This window comes from Idiomarina solivarensis, from assembly GCF_033052755.1.
In the GTDB taxonomy this organism is placed as follows: Bacteria; Pseudomonadota; Gammaproteobacteria; order Enterobacterales; family Alteromonadaceae; genus Idiomarina.
Genome location: NZ_JAVFHZ010000011.1, coordinates 17,606 through 36,507, shown reverse-complemented (window position 1 = coordinate 36,507; position 18,902 = coordinate 17,606). Strand labels below are relative to the sequence as shown.

Below are 18,902 nucleotides of genomic sequence, written 5' to 3'. Positions count from 1 at the left end.
TCACTGTCCGGATGATACCGAAATGCTTGTCCGGCTCAGACCGAAATCAATGTCCGGATGACCCCGAAATACGCAACAAATAATGATAAAAGCCAAAAGCAACCGAACCCTAGTAGAGTGCCTGTACGTCGTGACAATTCCGATACTCCGCAAAATGATAGAGTTACAGAAGTATTTCGAGATGATAAAAAAATTGACCAAATAACGCAGCATTTCGATACACCACCACCACCAGGGAACAGTGGACAGAGTAAAAAATAGAATGTCTGGGACTAAAGCAAAATTAGCGGATGACGACGATATTTGGAAGCTGCGGTATAATTCTGCCCTTGGTGTTAGATATCATATGGCTCGTCAGTCTTTCTATAGAAGGCTCCAGAGGTTCATTAGTGGCTTCAGTCTTGCGCTTTCTACGGCAGCGGTAGCATCGTTGTTTAGTAATACGGTGTTGGGGCAAGTTCTCGCTAGTCTCGTTGCGATATTACAGGCATTTGATCTTGTCATTGATACTCGCGGCAGTTGTGAACTCCATAATAACCTCCGGAGAGATTACCTACGGCTGGAGCAAGAGCTGACTCAACGAATTAAACCATTGACACTCTCGCAGCTTCAAAAGCTAGCTGATAAATTAGTATCGATCGAAACAGATGAGCCACCGATTAAGCGATGGCTGCTAGAAAGTTGTCGGCGAGATGCTGATGCATTTCTTGGAATTAAACATCCAGCCCAAGAGCAACAAAAGATAAGGTGGTGTAAGGAGCTGTTTAAAAATATTGTTTAACTGTTAGGCCAGAACAAGCTTTTCAAATCCAATTAGATAAAGGTACAACCTTCCCAATATCATTGATCACCCCCACGCCTCGTGAATAAACTTTAAAGTGGTTTTGACTTCGTAAAACATACAACGTAGTATGGCCTACTCGGTGTAGCGAAGAACCAGTTGACAAACCCTTTTTTCTTTGCTATTCGTAACTTAACCTATTTGGTTTTTATGTAGGTAGAAAGGAGCAAGCAATGAACATGTATGATGAAGGCGTACGCGACTAGTCTAAGCTTTAACAAAAATGAGATTTATTATAATGGGCTTTCTAGCTGGATAAATGCTTTAGAAGGCCCATTTTCTATGGCATCTATAAAAGTATATTTAAGTCACGCTTTTTTGCTGTGGGACTCGAGTACTTCCACGGTCACTCCAAATTCGATACCCATACCCGAGAGTAGTAGCTGGTTAACATCACCTTATGCCGTTTTAATATCCGCTTCTATTGCTGCAGTTATAACCATAATAAGTATTTTGTCCCACAAAAAAACTGCGAGGCAGCGGGCTACTCTTGACTACATTATCGAAAGTGAGGCCGGTAGCCACTTTACCAAAGTTCAGCGTGAGTTCAGTCGTGTGACCCGGCATAGCACTGATTATAAGCTTTATAGTTTAGCTACTAATTATCCCCAATCAACTTACAGCCAGTCGGTCAAAGGGTTTCTAAATCACTGCGAACTAAGTTCTGTTTCTCTTCGAAAAGGCATTCTCGACCTGAAGACATATCGGAATTGGATGCGATCTAGTTTTGTTGACGATTTTATTCAAGCTATACCATTTATTTACGGGATCAGGACGAAGTACAAACGGCCTGCAGCTTATGTTGAGTTTGAAACAATTGCCTTGAAATTCATGAATCCAACTGAGTACTACCAACATTATCTACCGCTAAAGCAGCGGTATGAAAAAGCGTTGGAACTTCTCGATATTCCACAAGATCATTTGGAGAGCGAAACTATTTGGAATAAGGATGAGTTAATTCGGTTTAACCGAATGGTTAGTGTAAACCCTATATTACGAGATGTTTGCTTATTTCTTAAGGAGAAATATCGTATCGGCGGCCCAATTGCGAGTATCAACTTTCTCGCTCGAGAGCTTCGTTACACGACAGAAGGGGTTCAGGAAGCGTTAATTCGTTTGGAGTGTTTTGGTATTATTAGTTGTGATGATAATCAAGTTAGAAAGCTTAAAGTTTGTTTGGATAGTGCGACTAAGCAGGGAGTAGATAGTTTTTGGGAGCAGAGCGGTAATTTGTAATCAAGGTAAAATCTGCGTATAGGAGTAAAGTGAGAATCGTAGCGTGCGGTTCTGGATGCACTTGATTGAAAGTTAGAGATCAGCAAATAATTTAACATCTTTAATGTTTAGAAGTTCTCAAGAGGTTTTATTAGATATGTTTTTATTAAAATCTTTATTGTTAGATTTTAATTTTTTATTAGTTAAAAATAGTCTTCCAGGTGATTTTTTTAAAAGCTTTAATGTACGCCCACATTTTTTTTGTCGGCGTACATTAAAGTTCTTAATTTTTAATGTCTCAAGGATTCTAACCTGTTATTTAGTCATTTTTGGATTTTTTCTGAAATGTAAGGGTCATCCTCGTTTTCTTTATAGGCTAAGTAAGCTTCCCCTTCAATGGTTTTAAGCTGAGCCTCGTAAACGACATTTTCTATTAGGCGGACTCTTTCAGGCTTCATTATAATTTCATTATTGGCTTTATGAACACTCAAAAAGCTAGTGAAATATGATCGCTCTATCCAGTAAATTTTCGAGTCTACGTTTAAAGTGCTTACCACTGAAATATTCTGCCTGACGGGTAAAAACATCAGCGCTAGTATTGCCAGCGTCAACAACGGAACGATTGCATTTTTTAGATTAAAAGCGAATAGTGTCAGGATGACAAAATAGAGTGATATAACGACTGTTACTATTAACCCAACTCCTTTATTTCCCGTGATTTCAGTTATAAAACTAAACCGAAGAAAGTAAGAAAGCAAACTGATAATAAAAGGTAATGTGTACAGAAATAGGGTTATTTTTCTACTCAACATAAGCTCTCGACCTGGTTGTATTTGACTGCCGTTATAGTTGCTGTTGTTATCTGATTGAGGAGAACATCCTGATTCATAGGCATCAGCTCCAGCTTCAATCTGCTGAGGATCTTCTGGAATACTTAATCGGGTATTACAGCCAGCTTCGACCGCATCAGCACAACAACGGTTTAAGCCCGAATCAGGCAGAGCAAAAATACTGGATTAACTATAAACCGGTGGCCAGTTTTTCTTGACCACTACAAACCACGGCGACTAAAGCTAGTGTTATCAAGGTAAATAAAATCCCTTTCATTATAATAGCCTATCCAATAACTTATGATGGTTGTAGCGAGTACCGTAAGAAGCGATACTCGCTGCGCATAATTGTAAATTGAAGCCTTTTAAGGGTTTCTACGCTTGGCTTAGCGAAGAACCGCACCTCTTAATGAGCTCTAAAATTGAGCTTCGAAGTTCCCTTGTTCGGTTATATCCACTTTTGTCTTGAGGTACTCGTAATCCTCTTTAGAAAGGTAAAATCCCGTGGGTATTCTATAGCGCTTATCACCGTAGTAAAAAAGCACATAAGGAGCTCCCAAAAACCTTGTCCATAAGGGCTTGCGAAGCACATAGACCATTTTATTAAGAGGAACCTCTTTAACTCTTCCAAACTTTTTAATGAAAAGGATATCGTTTTCTATCCAATACGAAAAAAATAGTTCAGTGATTATTCTATACGGCATGTAAATAAACACTGAGAAAATTCCTATAGTCATCCCAATCGTCACTATCGCCTCAAACCGAGTACCCTCACCTGTTCGATAAAAGTTAATGGCCGTATCTTTATCTGGCCAAAGAAAGTAAAGAAAACTACAAAAAAACAGCAGCATGAAAACGAACCAAAAGTAGTTAAATTTAAATTTTATCAATTTAATGATCCTGTTAAATACCTAATAAGAATGTGATTGCCCGCTATGGCTTGGCATGAGAGCACCAAACACCCAATAGTCATCTCTTGAACTTAACTATGCCACCTAGCCTTTAATTATTGAACCCTAGTCGTTTTGCGAACGGACTCAGTCTGTTTGCGCAACTGGGGTACTAGCAAGACCAGCCAAGTAAAGCTCTTAGACGAATCCGTATTTTTACGGTAATGTCTATTTAAAGTCGCTTAGTCAGCTTAAGGAGCCATTATGGAGAATTTCATATCGCTATGGGGTGAATCGGCCTACACCAGTCTCGGCTTTTTCTGGATGGCATTGTGGGCGTTTGTATTAGGCTATTTAATCAGTAGCTTAATCCAAGTGCTTGTTACAAAACAACGAATGCGTAAGTCCATGGGCGGGAACGATCTTAAATCGGTATCGCTTGGTACGTTCTTTGGGTTTATCTCCAGTTCGTGCAGTTTCGCTGCGCTTTCAACCACCCGCGCGTTGTTCAATAAAGGGGCGGCGTTCAGTGCTTCAATGGCCTTTATGCTGGCATCAACCAACTTAGTTATCGAGTTAGGGTTTGTTATTGCTCTTTTTCTGGGTTGGCAGTTTGTGGTTGGTGAGTATGTCGGTGGGCTGTTGCTCATTCTATTTGCTTGGCTTTTTATTACGCTAACCAACCCCCAAAAACTAATTAAAAATGCTCGTCAGGAAGATGAAGAAGATGAGCACCATCGCGAAAGCACACTATCGGACCTCCTCAGTAAAGATACCTGGCAACAAGTTGGCCAAAAGTACGTGATGGAATGGCAGATGGTTTGGAAAGACGTTCTCATTGGCTTTACTGTGGCCGGCGTCATTTCAGCCTTTGTACCCAGTGCGTTTTTTGAGTGGTTGTTTGTTGGTGTCGGCACGGAAGGTGATCCTGGTTTCTGGTCGCTCCTGCAACAAGCTGTTGTAGGCCCTGTTGCAGCTTTCTTCACTTTTATTGGTTCTATGGGAAACATTCCGCTGGCAGCGGTACTTTTCGGTGAGGGTGTCGCCTTTGCTGGCGTTATGGCATTTATCTTCTCCGATTTGATTGTGCTTCCGGTCATCAAAATTAACGCCCGTTATTACGGCTGGAAAATGGCGCTGTATATTACGTTAATGCTTTTCACCTGTTTGGTTGCTACATCGCTGGCTATGCATTACGGATTATTGGCTTTTGATTTACTTCCGGACGTTTCTCAGTGGTCCTCACCTGCAAATCAGGAGCATTTTAAATTCGACTATGGCTTTGTTTTGAATATCATTTTCTTATTATTCAGCGCGATTATGATTTTCCTTTGGAAACAGAAGCAAAAGGAACACGAACACCACCACCACCATGATCATGGTGGCTCTTCTTCCATTAGCGATAAGGTCATGACAGGGCTTTGTGGAGTGAGTGTCCTTTGGCTTTTGGCCGGAATGGGGGCTTATCTAATGGGCGGTTAACCTGAGCAGCGTTCGTGCTTTAGGTGGAGAAAATGGCCAGATATAAGTGTGACTGATCCTATGACGGTGAATAATAGCTCCTCAACACCTTGGAAAAACTGAGCACTGATAACCAAGATGCATCCGGATGTGAGTAATATCCGGCTGTATTTTGCTCGTGGGTTCCTCCAGCTGTAATAGCCTTGATACAGTCCCATGGCTAATACCGGAAGCAGCATTATCTGGTGCAATAATTCTGTCTCTAGCGTACTTAACAAGGAATTTGTTCCCAACAGAACAATCAATAACGGTGTTGCCAGGCAATGGCAAAAGCAAAGCCCGGAGAAAAACATGCCCAGTCGGTCATTCATTTCTTTTCCTCATAGGTACACTCAGCTATAAAATGTAATGTTATAATATAACAGCCTAGTTCTGCTGTCGAGATTCGTTGGGCAAGAAAGATGAACTATGGTTAATCACTATCTAAACTTGAATACGAAGAGAATTGTAAATCGACTTAACGAATAGAGCTCTCTATGGCATGGTGAAATTATGAAAGTGCTAATTTGTGATGACTCTAAGGTTGCACGAAAAAGTATTGAACAGGCCTTACCTCGCGGGTGGGACGTTGAGGTGCGTTTTGCTGAAAACGGGGAGGAGGCACTAGACCTAATACAAAAAGGCTTTGCAGAGCTTCTTTTTCTCGACTTAACTATGCCCGTCATGGACGGCTTTGAGGTGCTAAAGAATATTAGGGAGAAGCAACTCGATTGCCTGACAATTGTTGTTTCGGGAGATGTGCAGGAAGCATCGCAACGGAGAGTCGAAAAATTAGGGGCTCTGGGTTTTATAAAGAAACCGATTGTGACTGAAGAACTGCAGAGTCTACTTCAACGCTACGGCCTGATAAGAGAGCTTCTGCCTGCTGATCATCAGCGGCAATTAAGTGAAGCTGCGCACATTGAGCCCATCGATATCCTAAAAGAAGTGAGTAATATTGCCCTTGGTGACGCAGCTAAGTTGCTTGGCGATATGTTGGGTTCCTTTATCCAATTGCCTGTTCCCGATGTCGCTAAGCGGCCATACAACGCTCTAATTAACGAACTCCATGATGGCAATGCTCGAGTCAACATGGTGTCTGAAGGCTTTGTCGGTAACGCTATAGCCGGAGAAGCCATCCTTTGCGTTGATAATCGCACCCTCAATGATTTGCCATCCAAACTGTCAGACTATCATGGTTACGAATTTAAGGATGACAGCAGAAGCGTACTTTTGGATGTTGCTTCAACGCTTATTGCTGCTTTTTTGAAGCGCTTCTCATCTCAGTTGGATTTAGAGTTGAATATTAGTCAGCCAGCCTTTTTGGGAATGAGCGAAACCATTAATAATGTCTTTAAAGAAGATGTTAAAGATAAGCGTGTTTTAGTAATAACCATTGATTATGAGATCCCGGACTACCATCTAAACTGTGACCTCTTTGTTATTTTTACTGAGACTTCAATTGCCGCACTTGAAGAGCGAGCTGGGTATTTTATCGATGAATAAAGATGAACTGGATATCACCAATCTACATTGGGTATTACAAATTCTTCAGAATATTGAGGTTGGACTGATTGTTTTTGATCGGGACTACGACGTTAAAGTGTGGAATGGGTTTATGGAGAACCATAGCGGCATTAGCAGTGTTGCAGCCAGGGATGAAAATTTATTTAAGTTATTACCCACCCTGCCTAAAAGATGGTTCGAGTATAAGACAGCCTCGGTATTAAAGCTGGGCATTCAGGCTCACTGTAACTGGCAGCAAGAGCCTCATATTCTGAACTTTGAGAATACCAGGCCGTTCACAGCAGAATCTGAGTTGATGTTTCAAAACGTGACACTGTTTCCCTTATTTTCTACGGATAAGGAAATTCATCATATCTGCGCGCTGGTTTATGATGTCAGTGAAGAGGCGAATAACCTATTAAAACTAACAACCATCAGTCAGACAGATGCATTAACACAGTTATTTAATCGCGGCCATTGGCAGCAAGCATTTGAACAAGAGTATCTTCGCTGTCAGCGCTATGAGGATACAGCTTCTGTCATCATGATGGATATTGATAACTTTAAGCAGGTTAATGACACCTATGGTCATCAGGTTGGTGACAGGGCCATTCAACTCATAGCGAAAATCATAGTAGATTGCCAACGAGAAACGGATGTCTGTGGCCGATATGGCGGAGAAGAGTTTGCGATACTCTTACCGAAAACATCGTTAGACGACGGTGTGTTAGTTGCTGAACGGCTTAGAAAGCAAATAGAGGAAACGGCTTTGCCTTTAGGCAAAGACTATAATGACGAGCAACTGAAACTGACAATTAGTGCCGGTGTTGCTGAGTTTTCCTGTGAATTTTCAAGTGCTGAGAACTGGTTGGAAAAAGCCGATGCTGCGTTATACGACGCCAAAGAAAATGGCAGAAATCAGGTGTCGAAGTAAAACCTTCGGCAAGCAGCCGAAGGTTTTATCAGCATGAATTAGAAAGTGGCGATAATATTTAATTTATCCGTCACTTTGCTTTTATCTGAGATATACCCAATACCTTGCGGGTTATTCATTAAAAATTCTATAACCGCAGCATCGTTTGCGGCCGTTTCAAGTGGTGTTGCGCGACCGGTAAATTTAAGCTTTGCCCAATGACGGTTAAGCTGTTCACCTGACTTACCCACTAAGGCCTTTTCAAATGCAGAGCGTGTAGCGGAGTCCTCCGGAAGGTTTATGCCGGTTAAAACCCGAGATTGCCCCAAATAGATTCGAGCAATGGATTCTTCGTTAATCTCTGTTTGGGAAACAACGACACCATTTTGCGCAAGCGCTGAAAAGCTCAGCAGGCTTGTCGCTATAACGATGAGAAATACAGCAAACTTTTTCATCACAATTCCTTAAAATACAAATTGAACAGCAGCGGATACTAATACGTCAGATTCATCCGCTAAGGTGTCGTCAGAATGAGTGACGTCGAACTTCAATACCGCGCTTGGAGCGATGTTAAAGTTGGCACCGACAGAGGTGTATGTGGTTTCGCTAAGCACACCGGTGGCTACTTGGGTTACGACGGCCTGTAACTGTGGAACCGGGACCGTGAAACGCGCAGCATCTACGACTTCATCATCGGTCTGACCGACAGTAGCGTGCAATGCCCAGCCTTCGAAACGTTTCCCTGCGGTGATGTAACTTGAGCGCTGCTTAGGAATGTAACTGTTTTCAACTTCAAGCTGCGTGTATTCACCACCAACAAACCAGTTAAAGTTGTCGTACATAAAGCCAACGCTAGCGAACGTTCCTTTATCTTCAGCAACTTCCAGTTCTGAAGCAACTTGTCCGGCACCGGCTTGTCTTAACGTCGACAGTAAGCCTTCAATTTCGTTTAGTTGAATATTGGTGTCGTTACTTTGGAAATAAGCAACCCGCATTGTCAGGTTGTTGTAGATTGCGCTGGTGTTAAAACCAATCAGATTATTTAATTCAGCTTTTGCGGAGTCAGAGCCCCCTGCATCGATGTCGTCATGCATTGTGCCGGCAACCACTTGTGTATTGATAGTAAAGTCACCAACAAACGCGTTGTGCTGGAAGCTTACGCCAGTGTAGTTGTCAAAGGCTACCCGATAGACACTCTGCGGTGTGCGTAACCAATGATAACTGTAACCAACATCGAGGTAATCGGAATACATATAGAAGGGTAGGCGTAGCTTCCCTACGTTAACGCTGGCTGAGTCAGTAAGTTGATACTGTAAGTAAGCCCACTCAACACCTAAGTTAAAGTCGTCAGAACCACGCGACATAATTTGTGTGGTTACGCTGAGCTTATCAGAAAGGTTAGCCTTTGCTTGCAATGCAAATAGGCTTTCAGGATTAAAATCCAGATCATTATCGTAGCCGAATAGCTGATCATCGCTACCGGTCGTCATACCCGCGGCAATGCTACCAAAGCCACTCCACTGAATATTGTCCTGTGCCTGAGACGGAAGGCTCATTACAAGTGCTGAAGCACCTATACAAGCTAGCAAAGAATACTTCATTTAAAGCTCCTGAGAAGTTTACAACGTTATAATTTAGGGAATTCTAAATTTGGCGGAATTTTGCACGTTCAAGAGAGTGCAAGCAATACTTCATTTGCCGTACAAAAGAGTGTTAAATTAACAATAACACTCATTTTTGTGCGTTTTTTAGTCGTAAAAAGCACATTTACTTAACAATTAAGGGCATTATGCATCATCACCATGACCACGGAAGCTCATCAGAGCGCATCGGTTGGGCGTTTTTCCTAAACCTGTGCTTTACCATCATAGAGTTTATCGGTGGAATGCTGACGAACAGTACGGCTATTTTAGCCGATGCAGTACACGACCTGGGCGATAGTATTTCCATTGGCATGGCGTGGTTGCTGGATAAGTTTAGCCGTAAAGATGCCACCCATACCTTTACCTATGGTTATCAACGCTTATCTTTGGTCGGGGCTTTTATTAATGCCGTTGTACTAACGGCCGGCTCAATTTGGATTCTATTTGAAGCCATTCCCCGGCTTTGGAACCCTGTAATGCCGATGGCTGAAGGAATGGCCTTACTGGCAGTGTTCGGCGTGATTGTGAATGGTTACGCGGCGTTTAAACTCTCCCATGGTAAGTCGTTAAACGAACGCGTGCTTAATTGGCACCTGCTTGAAGATGTGCTTGGCTGGGTTGCCGTTTTAATTGTGTCCATCATTCTGATGTTCGTCGACTGGCCTATTTTAGACCCGCTGTTATCTATAGCTTTCACTTTGTTCATTTTGGTGAATGTTATTCGTCACCTTGGTTCGACTATCAAACTGTTCGTGCAGGCGTCACCGGATCCGGAAGTTTATCGGCAGATACGAGATCAGCTTATCTCGTTGGAGTTAGTCAATGACGCCCACCATTTACATTTTTGGTCTTTGGATGGTGAGCGTCATGTATTAACGGCGCATATTGTGGTATCAAAAGAACTGGAATGCGCAGAGCGCTCACGTTTAAAACAACAAATATCAGAACAACTGGCAGCGTTTGAATTGGCTCATACAACAATAGAGCTGGAATATCCTGACGAAGCTTGTCGAGATCATTAACAGGAGAAGATCATGGAATTGTTCGGAAGCTATACTTCACCCTTTGTAAGGCACTGTCGGATTGCCTTATTGGAGACTAAAACAAAGTTTTCATTTACCGAAACTGACTTTGAAACCAGTGCGAAATTAAGCCCTGCGAAAAAAGTGCCCTTTCTTCACCATAATGATCTTCGTCTCCACGACTCCGCGAGCATTTTGAAGTACGTTCGGGAGAAGGCGGATGAGCGTTTTTTCGCTGATGCGAAAGACTTTGATCAGTTTTGTTTAGTTAATACGGCTATGGATACAGCAATTAACGTATTTTTACTGGAAAAAGAAGGGGTAACGGCGGACAGTGTCAAGTATCTCAAGCGCCAGCAGCAGCGTATTGATGACATATTGCAGTTGATGGAAGACAAAGATCACGCCGTGGCTTACGAAGGGCCACACCCCTTCAGTGACGGTGAGTTACGTTTAGGCTGTTTCTTGAGCTGGGGATTATTCCGTAAGCGTTTTAATTTGGATAAGTATCCGCGACTGCAGGCATTTGTCGATAAGTTAAACGACTACCCTTACTTCGCGGATACCGATCCAGGCCGTTCTTAATCGGCTTTAATGGCACGGCTGCGTTCGGGGATTTCCTCGTTCAGCAGCCGGTCGTTTTGTGAATAGTCTACCGGCACATCAATAAGATGAACGCCCGGTTTATTCAGACAGTCTTTTAGCAGCGGAATCAGGTTTTCCGTTTTATCTAAACGATACCCGTTAGCGCCATAAGACTCAGCGTATTTCACAAAGTCCGGGTTACCGAAATCTAAGCCATAGTCGCTCAGTTTCATATGTTGCTGCTTCCATTTAATCATGCCGTAACCGCTGTCATTCAGTATGACCACAACAATGTCTAAGCCCATACGAACCGCCGTTTCAAGCTCCTGCGAGTTCATCATAAAGCCGCCGTCGCCACATATCGCCATGACTTTCTTCTCGGGGTTAACCAATTTAGCGGCCATTGCCGATGGCAGGCCTGCGCCCATGGAGGCAAGAGCGTTATCCAGCAACACGGTATTAGGCTGACGAGCCGGATAATTTCGGGCAAACCAAATTTTGTAAATACCATTATCCAGCGCAATAATACCATCGTCGGGCATCACATCGCGCACATCTTCGACCAGACGTTGAGGTAGCACCGGGAAGCTGCCGTCATCGGCCCCTTCATCGGTGTGGTCGCGCATATGATCGCGAACTTTCAGCATAAAGTCGAAATCCCAATGATCTTGAGGCTCTATACCTTCCTTTAACTGCCAGATACTGTTGCCAATATCACCAATCATGCTGGCATGTGGGAAGTAAACAGAGTCGACTTGAGCGCCCTGGAAGTTGATGTGTACCACCTTGCGATTGTCATTTTCTCCGGTTTTCATCATGAAAGGCGGCTTTTCGACGACATCGTGACCTACATTCAAAATTAAATCGGCTTTCTCAATAGCGCGGTGCGGATAGTCGCCGTCGGAAACTGCGGCATTGCCAAGCCAGCGAGGGTGGTCTTCATTGATGACGCCTTTACCCATTTGCGTGGTAATAAAAGGAATTCCGGTTTTATCCACGAATGCACGTAGCATTTTTGCGGTGATCTTGCGGTTTGCCGCTGCGCCTATTAGCAGTACCGGGTGCTTAGCGTCACGCAGTAAATCCAGTACATGGCGAACCGATTTATGCTCGGTAATAGGGCGCCGTGAATGGCTTGGCTCTATCGGCAAAGCATTGACTTCTTCGCGGCTGATGTCGTCGGACAATTCAAGATGTGAAGCACCTGGACGTTCGTCTTCTGCTCTGCGGAAGGCTTCACGGATGAGTGCCGGGATACCGTTGGCACTGATAATGGCCTGCGTAAATTTAGTGATGGGTGTCATCATGTCGACCACATCAATAATCTGGAACTGACCCTGATGACGTTCTTTAATGGGCTTCTGTCCCGTCACCACAACCATGGGCATAGCGCCAAGTTGGGCATAGGCGACAGGAGTGACGAGATTGGTTGCACCGGGGCCGAGAGTTGACAGGCACACACCGGGCTTACCCGTCAGGCGGCCGTAAGTGGCTGCCATGAAACCAGCGCCCTGCTCATGGCGAGTCAAAATAAGTTCTATATCGGACTTTGAGAGGGACTCAAGTAAGTCGAGGTTTTCTTCGCCGGGAATGCCGAAAATGTACTTCACACCCTCGTTTTCAAGTGCTTTTACGAATAAATCGGATGCTTTCACTTCGCTTTCTCCTTGCGTTAAAGACTGATTTTCTTACTATGCGTACGCAAAGCATAGGCGATATGATCAAAAAAGGCAGCCGATTGGCTGCCTTTTTCAATTAATAATCGAACCAGTCGATTAAGATTTTCCGTCACCTGTCAGCTCTTCCAAGCGTGCACGAAGTTCTTCATTATTCTGCGCCTGCTGAATAATCATGTTGTACTCTTTAGGCGTCAGCCCTGCATTTTCAACCGCTGCGAGCATTTCTTTCTGTGCAGACTGCTGAATTTTACGCGCTTCTTCCTGGTTCTTTGCTTCCTGGAATTGGTCACGATACTTTTGGGTAACGCTTTGTACTTCTTCCATAGCGGTTACAAACTTAACCAGCATGCCTTGAGAAATTTCTTTAGCTGGCTGCTGTTGAGCCATTGAATTCTGGTTCTGTGCATTCTGAGCCTGCTGAGGTTGAGCTATGGCTGCTGTGCTGCCCATAGCGACGACTGTTGCTAATGCGATAAGTGTCTTCTGCATGATAATCTCCTAAATGAATTTATCTTTTTTAATCACACACCAGTAAAAGCGAAGACCGTGCCAACTTTTCAAGTTATTGATACTTATAGGTATTTTAAAATTCATTGGCACACTTCAAAAAAACACCTCAAAAATGTGTATCCTTAATACACAATCAAAGGAGGCTATGTGACAAAACGATACAGTTGGCCATTGTCCAGTTTACAGAGGCGCCTGCTGCTTTACGTGGTTGTGCCCATGCTACTTATTTCAGGGGCCGCGATAAGCGTTGGGTTGCAAGTGGCTTCTGAGGAAGCGAGTGAACGCCTTAAAAGCGATCTGGAATTATTAGGACGAGCCATCAGTTTACCCATTAGTGACGCTTTGCTTAAGAACGACCTGGCAACGGTTCAGGCAAATTTGGATTCGGTCTTTAATATTGGCCGTGTTTATGGTGCGTCTGTTTACAACGTTTACGGTGAGCAGGTTGCCGAAGCCGGGGTGACAGAAACCGATTTGAGTAACAGCCAGCTCGCATTACAAACGGTTCAGACCGGAGTGAAGCAAGACGATTATCGTCGTGTAGAAGGCCGTGATGTGTTTTCTCAGTTCCACCCTATTGTTGACCGTGGTGGTCGCATTATTGGTTTATTGCAGATAAACCGACGTGCCAGTGATTTCGACGAATCTTTTGACGTTTTGAGTCGCTATGCCTGGTTAAGCTGGGCGGCTTTTGGCTTAATTACTATTGCGGTGCTGGTGTTTGGTCATTACCGAGGGGTGGGGCGACACGTGGTCGCGTTAAAAGATGCCATGTTGCAGGTCGCAAAAGGTAATCGCGATACCCGGGTGACACCGGCGGGCCCTTCCGAGCTGAAGGAAGTGGCGCATGGCTTTAATCGCATGCTGGATAGCATGGCTGAAGCAGCGCGAGAGCTGGAACAGCGTCGCCAGCATGAGGCGTCCTTACAACAGGCATTGCGGGAACAGGAAAAAATGGCGGCCATTGGCAGTGTTGCCAGTGGTGTTGCACACGAGTTAGGTGCTCCATTGACCGTTATTGACGGACGGGCCAGCCGCTTACTGCGGAGCCATAAAGACGAGGACAGCCAACGTCAATTGCAGGCGGTACGAGGTCAGGTGCAACGGTTAACCGGCCTGGTGAATCAGTTATTGGCATTTTCACGGACGCCTGTGCAGCAACGCGAGTCCATTTCGTTGCGAGACTTAATGACGACGGCAATGACCAGTATTGAATTCGAGCAAGATAAGGGATCAGCAAACGTCATTATTGAATCGCTCGTGGACGTTATTTTGCTGGTTGATATAAAACGACTGGAGCTGGCGTTGGTGAACGTGTTGCGCAACGGGCTGCAAGCGAGTGCATCCAAGGTCGTTATCTCGGCAGGCTTTACAGAGCAGGAGCAAGGCTTGGTTATCACCATAGATGATGACGGTGAAGGCTTACCTGAAACGATGAAGGATAAGGCGATACAGCCATTTGAAACGAATAAGCCGCAGGGAAAGGGAACGGGATTGGGCTTAACCATAGTGAAACATGTATTAAACGATCACGGTGGAGAACTCTCTTTGACCAACAACCCGGAAGGTGGCTGTCGAGTCATCTTACGTTTACCTGCGCAATGCTTGCGGCAAGCGGCTACCACTGGAGGCAATGAATGACAGCAGCTAAAGCCATTATCGGTGTTATTGAGGATGATCCGGCACTGCAAGAATTATTGATTGAAGAGTTAGAAGCCGAAGGCTACAAAGTAAAAGCCTGGGGAAGTGTCGAAGCCTTTGAAAAAGAGGCTCCTGGGTTGGATTTGCTCATTAGTGATATTCGTTTGCCGGGCCAATCGGGGTTGTCGTTACTGGACAGTTTGAGGGATAAAGACAGTGCACCCGCCCTGTTACTTATCACCGCTTTTGGCACTGTTGATCAGGCGGTTGACGCATTAAAACAGGGAGCCGATGACTTCTTAACCAAGCCGCTGGATGTTGAGCACTTGCTGCTGAGTATAAAACGTATACTTGAACACCGCTCACTACAGCAAGAACTTAAGCGTTATCGGCAACAACAAAAAGGTCCGGGAGGCTTAATTGGGCAAAGCCCTTCTATGCGTAAGCTGTATGATCAGATAGAGCGGGTTGCGCCAGCGGACGGTAGTGTCTTAATCACGGGCGAAAGCGGTACAGGTAAAGAATTGGTGGCCAAGGCGCTGCATCAATTAAGCGATCGCGCAGAGTACAGTTTTCAGGCGGTAAACTGTGCGGGTATTCCGGCAGATTTGATGGAAAGTGAGTTTTTCGGTCACGCTGCGGGAGCCTTTACCGGTGCTCAGAAAAAGCGACAAGGTCTACTTAAGCAGGCAGACGGTGGCACGTTGCTATTGGATGAGATTGGCGAAATGCCAATGGCATTACAGGCTAAACTGCTAAGGGTATTACAGGAAGGTACCATTCGTGCCGTGGGCAGCGATTCGGAAGAAACCGTAAATGTGAGGATTTTGGCCGCTACCCACCAGGACTTAGAACAACAGGTGGAGGAAGGACGTTTTCGGCAGGACTTATTTTATCGGCTGGAGACTTTTAGTCTACGCGTACCGCCTTTGCGAGAGCGAGGGGAAGACATTGAGCGTTTAGCTAATTATTTTTTACAGCAGCTACAGAAAAACAGCGATAAAGCGGTACGCAGTATTTCTTCTGCAGCCATTGAGCAACTTTATCGTTACCGGTTTCCGGGCAATGTTCGGGAACTTCAAAACGCGATTGAACGTGCCTTTACGTTTTCCCGCGATGATAAGATAACGGTTGAAGATTTACCTCAAAGAATACTCGACAGCGATCACGAGCCTGAGGTGGAACATGTGGCTGAATGGCCTACTCTTGAGGAGTATCAGAGTCAGTATGTTCGTAAAGTTTTAACTTATACTGAAGGTAACAAGTCCAAAGCGGCCGATATTTTAGGCATAACAAGACGTACTTTGTACCGGTGGCTGGAACAGCATGGTGAGTGATCAAGCGAGCGTTTTATTGCGTAAGCTATAATAAGTTTTGAATGGTTTAATGGGAGTGCTAAGTGAAAATATTAATGGTGTTAACCTCACACGATAAACTCGGTGACACAGAACATAAAACGGGTTTCTGGGTAGAAGAATTTGCCGCCCCTTATTATGTGTTTACTGATGCTGGCGTGGATGTCACATTGGCGTCGCCTAAAGGCGGTAAGCCGCCAGTGGATCCAAACAGCACCTCGCCTGATGCGCAGACGGAAGCCACAGAGCGTTTCGATAAAGACGAAACCGCACAGCATAAATTAGAAACCACATGTAAACTCGATGAAGTTGATCCGGAAGGTTTTGATGCAATTTTCTATCCGGGTGGCCATGGGCCGTTGTGGGACTTAACCAACGACCAGCACTCAATTAAGTTGATTGAACATTTCTGGAGTAAAGGTAAGCCGGTTTCTGCGGTCTGCCACGCGCCAGCGGTGTTATTAAATGCAAAAACACCCAGTGGCGATCCCATTGTTCAAGGTCGTACTGTCACGGGGTTCAGCAACAGCGAAGAAGCTGCAGTAGAGCTGACCGAAGTGGTTCCGTTCTTGTTAGAGGACGAGTTGAACGCTAAGGGTGGTCATTATCGTAAAGTCGATGACTGGGAGGCCTACGCAGTGCAAGATGGAATGCTGATTACCGGTCAGAATCCAGCGTCCTCAGAGCAGACGGCACAGCGCCTGCTCGATGTATTGAGGACACACCTGTAGACTCGATTAAAAGCGTCGGCGCCAACTAATGCCGACGCTTGCTTGTCTGCCCACTGCGGGCTCAAATGAGCGGCCACTGCCTTGATTCACCACAACCGCTCCGACATAGTCTTTGTCTGTAATATTATCGATACGGATCCACGTATCTAACTCGCTTTTAGACCACTGCCAGCTGCGGCTTGCCGCAATATCCCAAGTTGTGTAAGACGGTGCGAACGTGCTGTTTTGGTCATTCACCGGTGTTTCATTCCGGTACTGCCCCGCCAACTGAACCAGCCATTGTTCTGCAGGCTGCCAGTTTAAGCGCAAATACCCTTGGCTTTTTGCGACCCCGGGTAACTGATTTCCCTGCAATGGACCGGCACCGAAAGTGGCGTCAATATAGCTGTACGACAGCAGAACATTTAGTGTTTGTGTCAACTCCCCTTCAGCCGTCAGCTCGGCACCCTCTCGCTTGGTTTCAGAGGCGTTACGATAGGTTGTGCGGCCGTTGTTTGACTGATCCACGAGTATCTCGTCTTCGCTCCTGATACCAAAAAAGGCAAAGTGCAAACGCCAATTTTGCGGTAGCTGATGCTTAATACCCCACTCCCACTGATCATTTGTCGATGGACCCAGATCGCGGTTCAATCCTGAGCCTTGATTACGGTAGGCCAGCTCAGTAAGCGTTGGTGTTTCAAACCCCTGCCCGACGCTCAGGTAAGTTGCTGATGTTGGCAGAAATTGCCAGGTAAGCGCCAGTGCTGTAGTGGTTTCACTAAAGTCGCGGCTGCCGCTGTCATCAGAGTTATCTAACTCAGTGAAATAATCTTTCACCTCATAATTGATACTGCTGTAACGAACCCCGCCATTGGCTGACCATTCTTTGCTGAGCTGCCATTGAAAGCGCAGATAGGCTGAGGTGTTTTCAATCCAATTAAACTCATTGCGGCGTAACTCGCCTTTTTCTCCGCTGTTATTTACGTAGCCAAAGCGATGATCCTGCTGACGCTCTACTTGTGCGCCAACTGTGGCTGACCAACGAGTCCCTATTTGACGCCAGCGCGCATGGGCCCCTTCAAATTGGCGGGAAATATCAAGAACGGCACCGGAACTGGTATTATCATCACCAGCAAAAGGCAGGAACTGCTCAACATCGCGATCGCCCTGCCACAATGAAAGCAAGCCCTCGCCATTCTCGCGCTCATGAAACCAACTAAACGATCCCTGGCGGTGATGAATATCCTTGCGTGTATTGAAATCAATGGCCCGCTGTACCGTTTGAGTTGGATCTTCTCGCCAGTCTTCCGGTGTTAATGCACTGGGGTCCTGCAATAGAGGGGCATTGTTATTATCGTAGCGGATCACAAAGCGGTTTTGCTCATTCCACTGATGATACCAACGTACGGCTTGTTGCTGGCGCTCGGCGGAATTATGCCGGCGGGGTCCATCGGTCTGGAAGTCCGACGCTAAAATCTGCAGCTGCTTATTCTCAGTCGCCCATTGAGCATTCAGGTTATAGCGTTGCGTGTCATTTTCGCTGAACTGACCGCCCCACTTCAGAGCGGTTTCTCTCGGCTTACGGCTGAACCACTCAACTACGCCACCACCGGCGTTACCGTATAAGGTGGCTAGTGGGCCGCGTAATACTTCTAATGATTCAATGCTGTCGAGGAATATACTGGAGGTTTGTGCCTGACCATCAGGCATCGATAAAGGAATGCCGTCGACATTCAATTGTAACCCCCTGACCCCGAAAGCGGCCCGCGAACCAAAGCCACGCACCACAAGTCGAGTGTCTTGTGCGTAGTTATAGCGGTTATCGGCCTGAATACCGGCCACTCCGGCTAGCGCATCACCAGCATCAATATTTAACGACGGCAAGGTGTCTGACACGTCAACGCGGTCAATACTGGCGGCAGTCGTCAGCCAGGGCGTTTCGCTTTGGGTTGCGGTCACAACCATCGTTTCATCCACTTCTGCCGAGTTAACAATGAAAGAGGCCGCCAATAAAGGCAGCCCCGTGTAAGTTAATTTTCGAAATACAGCTGAATAGAGCATG

At 45.3% G+C, this 18,902-nt stretch carries 18 protein-coding genes; 10 read left to right on the top strand and 8 right to left on the bottom strand.

What is annotated here, in order from left to right; genetic code table 11:
• Positions 1-262 precede the first annotated feature (262 nt).
• Together RBK99_RS13330 and RBK99_RS13325 are read left to right on the top strand one after the other, a co-directional pair.
• Positions 263-781, top strand: a complete 519-nt coding sequence (locus RBK99_RS13330) for a hypothetical protein (protein WP_317505093.1) — start codon at positions 263-265, stop codon at positions 779-781.
• Between the two features lie 243 nt (positions 782-1,024).
• Positions 1,025-2,077: a DUF4760 domain-containing protein gene (locus RBK99_RS13325; protein WP_317505092.1), complete on the top strand. Its 1,053-nt coding sequence runs from the start codon at positions 1,025-1,027 to the stop codon at positions 2,075-2,077.
• A 302-nt stretch (positions 2,078-2,379) separates the two neighbouring features.
• On the opposite strand, the gene RBK99_RS13320 is transcribed toward RBK99_RS13325, so the two are convergent.
• Positions 2,380-2,868: a hypothetical protein gene (locus RBK99_RS13320; RefSeq protein ID WP_317505091.1), complete on the bottom strand. Its 489-nt coding sequence runs from the start codon at positions 2,866-2,868 to the stop codon at positions 2,380-2,382.
• 434 nt (positions 2,869-3,302) lie between these two features.
• A complete protein-coding gene (locus RBK99_RS13315) occupies positions 3,303-3,737 on the bottom strand; it encodes a hypothetical protein (RefSeq protein ID WP_317505090.1) in 435 nt (144 codons plus the stop codon).
• A gap of 303 nt (positions 3,738-4,040) precedes the next feature.
• Between RBK99_RS13315 and RBK99_RS13310 the strand changes: the two genes are divergently transcribed.
• The gene (locus tag RBK99_RS13310) at positions 4,041-5,258 is read left to right on the top strand and encodes a permease (protein WP_317505089.1); all 1,218 of its coding nucleotides are present in this window, start codon (positions 4,041-4,043) and stop codon (positions 5,256-5,258) included.
• Here RBK99_RS13310 and RBK99_RS13305 read toward each other — a convergent pair.
• Complete coding sequence (locus tag RBK99_RS13305) at positions 5,255-5,608, bottom strand: MerC domain-containing protein (RefSeq protein ID WP_317505088.1); 354 nt, start codon at positions 5,606-5,608, stop codon at positions 5,255-5,257. The two genes, RBK99_RS13310 and RBK99_RS13305, sit on opposite strands and share 4 nt — an antisense overlap.
• Positions 5,609-5,789: 181 nt before the next feature.
• Here RBK99_RS13305 and RBK99_RS13300 point away from each other — a divergent pair, with 181 nt between their 5' ends.
• Together RBK99_RS13300 and RBK99_RS13295 are read left to right on the top strand one after the other, a co-directional pair.
• Positions 5,790-6,782: a response regulator gene (locus RBK99_RS13300; RefSeq protein WP_317505087.1), complete on the top strand. Its 993-nt coding sequence runs from the start codon at positions 5,790-5,792 to the stop codon at positions 6,780-6,782.
• Positions 6,775-7,716: a GGDEF domain-containing protein gene (locus RBK99_RS13295; RefSeq protein ID WP_317505086.1), complete on the top strand. Its 942-nt coding sequence runs from the start codon at positions 6,775-6,777 to the stop codon at positions 7,714-7,716. Before RBK99_RS13300 ends, RBK99_RS13295 begins: the two co-directional genes overlap by 8 nt.
• Positions 7,717-7,754: 38 nt before the next feature.
• Here the strand turns inward: RBK99_RS13295 and RBK99_RS13290 are convergent, their stop codons facing one another.
• Together RBK99_RS13290 and RBK99_RS13285 are read right to left on the bottom strand one after the other, a co-directional pair.
• The gene (locus RBK99_RS13290) at positions 7,755-8,150 is read right to left on the bottom strand and encodes a type 2 periplasmic-binding domain-containing protein (RefSeq protein ID WP_317505085.1); all 396 of its coding nucleotides are present in this window, start codon (positions 8,148-8,150) and stop codon (positions 7,755-7,757) included.
• A gap of 9 nt (positions 8,151-8,159) precedes the next feature.
• Complete coding sequence (locus RBK99_RS13285; protein ID WP_317505084.1) at positions 8,160-9,296, bottom strand: hypothetical protein; 1,137 nt, start codon at positions 9,294-9,296, stop codon at positions 8,160-8,162.
• A gap of 188 nt (positions 9,297-9,484) precedes the next feature.
• Between RBK99_RS13285 and RBK99_RS13280 the strand changes: the two genes are divergently transcribed.
• Both RBK99_RS13280 and RBK99_RS13275 read left to right on the top strand, forming a co-directional pair.
• Entirely contained in the window at positions 9,485-10,360 is an 876-nt protein-coding gene (locus tag RBK99_RS13280) for a cation diffusion facilitator family transporter (RefSeq protein WP_317505083.1), read from the top strand.
• 12 nt (positions 10,361-10,372) lie between these two features.
• Positions 10,373-10,945 (top strand): glutathione S-transferase family protein, encoded by a 573-nt coding sequence (locus RBK99_RS13275; RefSeq protein ID WP_317505082.1) that lies wholly within the window; start codon positions 10,373-10,375, stop codon positions 10,943-10,945.
• Here the strand turns inward: RBK99_RS13275 and RBK99_RS13270 are convergent.
• Positions 10,942-12,600, bottom strand: coding sequence for an acetolactate synthase large subunit (locus RBK99_RS13270; RefSeq protein ID WP_317505081.1), 1,659 nt, complete (start codon positions 12,598-12,600; stop codon positions 10,942-10,944). The genes RBK99_RS13275 and RBK99_RS13270 overlap by 4 nt on opposite strands.
• A 120-nt stretch (positions 12,601-12,720) precedes the next feature.
• Positions 12,721-13,113, bottom strand: a complete 393-nt coding sequence (locus RBK99_RS13265) for a DUF4168 domain-containing protein (RefSeq protein ID WP_317505080.1) — start codon at positions 13,111-13,113, stop codon at positions 12,721-12,723.
• Positions 13,114-13,281: 168 nt separating this feature from the next.
• On the opposite strand from RBK99_RS13265, the gene RBK99_RS13260 reads away from it, so the two are divergent.
• The 3 genes from RBK99_RS13260 to RBK99_RS13250 all read left to right on the top strand — a co-directional run bounded on the left by RBK99_RS13260 (position 13,282) and on the right by RBK99_RS13250 (position 16,861).
• A complete protein-coding gene (locus RBK99_RS13260) occupies positions 13,282-14,775 on the top strand; it encodes a sensor histidine kinase (RefSeq protein ID WP_317505079.1) in 1,494 nt (497 codons plus the stop codon).
• On the top strand, positions 14,772-16,112 hold the full coding sequence (locus RBK99_RS13255) for a sigma-54-dependent transcriptional regulator (protein WP_317505078.1): 1,341 nt from the start codon (positions 14,772-14,774) through the stop codon (positions 16,110-16,112). The genes RBK99_RS13260 and RBK99_RS13255 overlap by 4 nt, the downstream gene beginning before the upstream one ends.
• Positions 16,113-16,174: 62 nt before the next feature.
• Positions 16,175-16,861 (top strand): type 1 glutamine amidotransferase domain-containing protein, encoded by a 687-nt coding sequence (locus tag RBK99_RS13250; RefSeq protein ID WP_317505077.1) that lies wholly within the window; start codon positions 16,175-16,177, stop codon positions 16,859-16,861.
• 6 nt (positions 16,862-16,867) lie between these two features.
• Here RBK99_RS13250 and RBK99_RS13245 read toward each other — a convergent pair whose 3' ends face one another.
• Positions 16,868-18,901 carry a TonB-dependent receptor family protein gene (locus RBK99_RS13245; RefSeq protein WP_317505076.1) on the bottom strand — a complete coding sequence of 678 codons (2,034 nt, stop codon included), beginning with the start codon at positions 18,899-18,901 and terminating at the stop codon, positions 16,868-16,870.
• Between the last annotated feature and the right edge of the window lies 1 nt (position 18,902).

Excerpts from the sequence above, each read along its gene's own strand:
- RBK99_RS13330 (WP_317505093.1), top strand. The coding sequence starts at position 263 with ATGTCTGGGACTAAAGCAAAATTAGCGGATGACGACGATATTTGGAAG.
- RBK99_RS13325 (WP_317505092.1), top strand. The coding sequence starts at position 1,025 with ATGATGAAGGCGTACGCGACTAGTCTAAGCTTTAACAAAAATGAGATT.
- RBK99_RS13320 (WP_317505091.1), bottom strand. The coding sequence starts at position 2,868 with ATGTTGAGTAGAAAAATAACCCTATTTCTGTACACATTACCTTTTATT.
- RBK99_RS13315 (WP_317505090.1), bottom strand. The coding sequence starts at position 3,737 with ATGCTGCTGTTTTTTTGTAGTTTTCTTTACTTTCTTTGGCCAGATAAA.
- RBK99_RS13310 (WP_317505089.1), top strand. The coding sequence starts at position 4,041 with ATGGAGAATTTCATATCGCTATGGGGTGAATCGGCCTACACCAGTCTC.
- RBK99_RS13305 (WP_317505088.1), bottom strand. The coding sequence starts at position 5,608 with ATGAATGACCGACTGGGCATGTTTTTCTCCGGGCTTTGCTTTTGCCAT.
- RBK99_RS13300 (WP_317505087.1), top strand. The coding sequence starts at position 5,790 with ATGAAAGTGCTAATTTGTGATGACTCTAAGGTTGCACGAAAAAGTATT.
- RBK99_RS13295 (WP_317505086.1), top strand. The coding sequence starts at position 6,775 with ATGAATAAAGATGAACTGGATATCACCAATCTACATTGGGTATTACAA.
- RBK99_RS13290 (WP_317505085.1), bottom strand. The coding sequence starts at position 8,150 with ATGAAAAAGTTTGCTGTATTTCTCATCGTTATAGCGACAAGCCTGCTG.
- RBK99_RS13285 (WP_317505084.1), bottom strand. The coding sequence starts at position 9,296 with ATGAAGTATTCTTTGCTAGCTTGTATAGGTGCTTCAGCACTTGTAATG.
- RBK99_RS13280 (WP_317505083.1), top strand. The coding sequence starts at position 9,485 with ATGCATCATCACCATGACCACGGAAGCTCATCAGAGCGCATCGGTTGG.
- RBK99_RS13275 (WP_317505082.1), top strand. The coding sequence starts at position 10,373 with ATGGAATTGTTCGGAAGCTATACTTCACCCTTTGTAAGGCACTGTCGG.
- RBK99_RS13265 (WP_317505080.1), bottom strand. The coding sequence starts at position 13,113 with ATGCAGAAGACACTTATCGCATTAGCAACAGTCGTCGCTATGGGCAGC.
- RBK99_RS13255 (WP_317505078.1), top strand. The coding sequence starts at position 14,772 with ATGACAGCAGCTAAAGCCATTATCGGTGTTATTGAGGATGATCCGGCA.
- RBK99_RS13245 (WP_317505076.1), bottom strand. The coding sequence starts at position 18,901 with ATGCTCTATTCAGCTGTATTTCGAAAATTAACTTACACGGGGCTGCCT.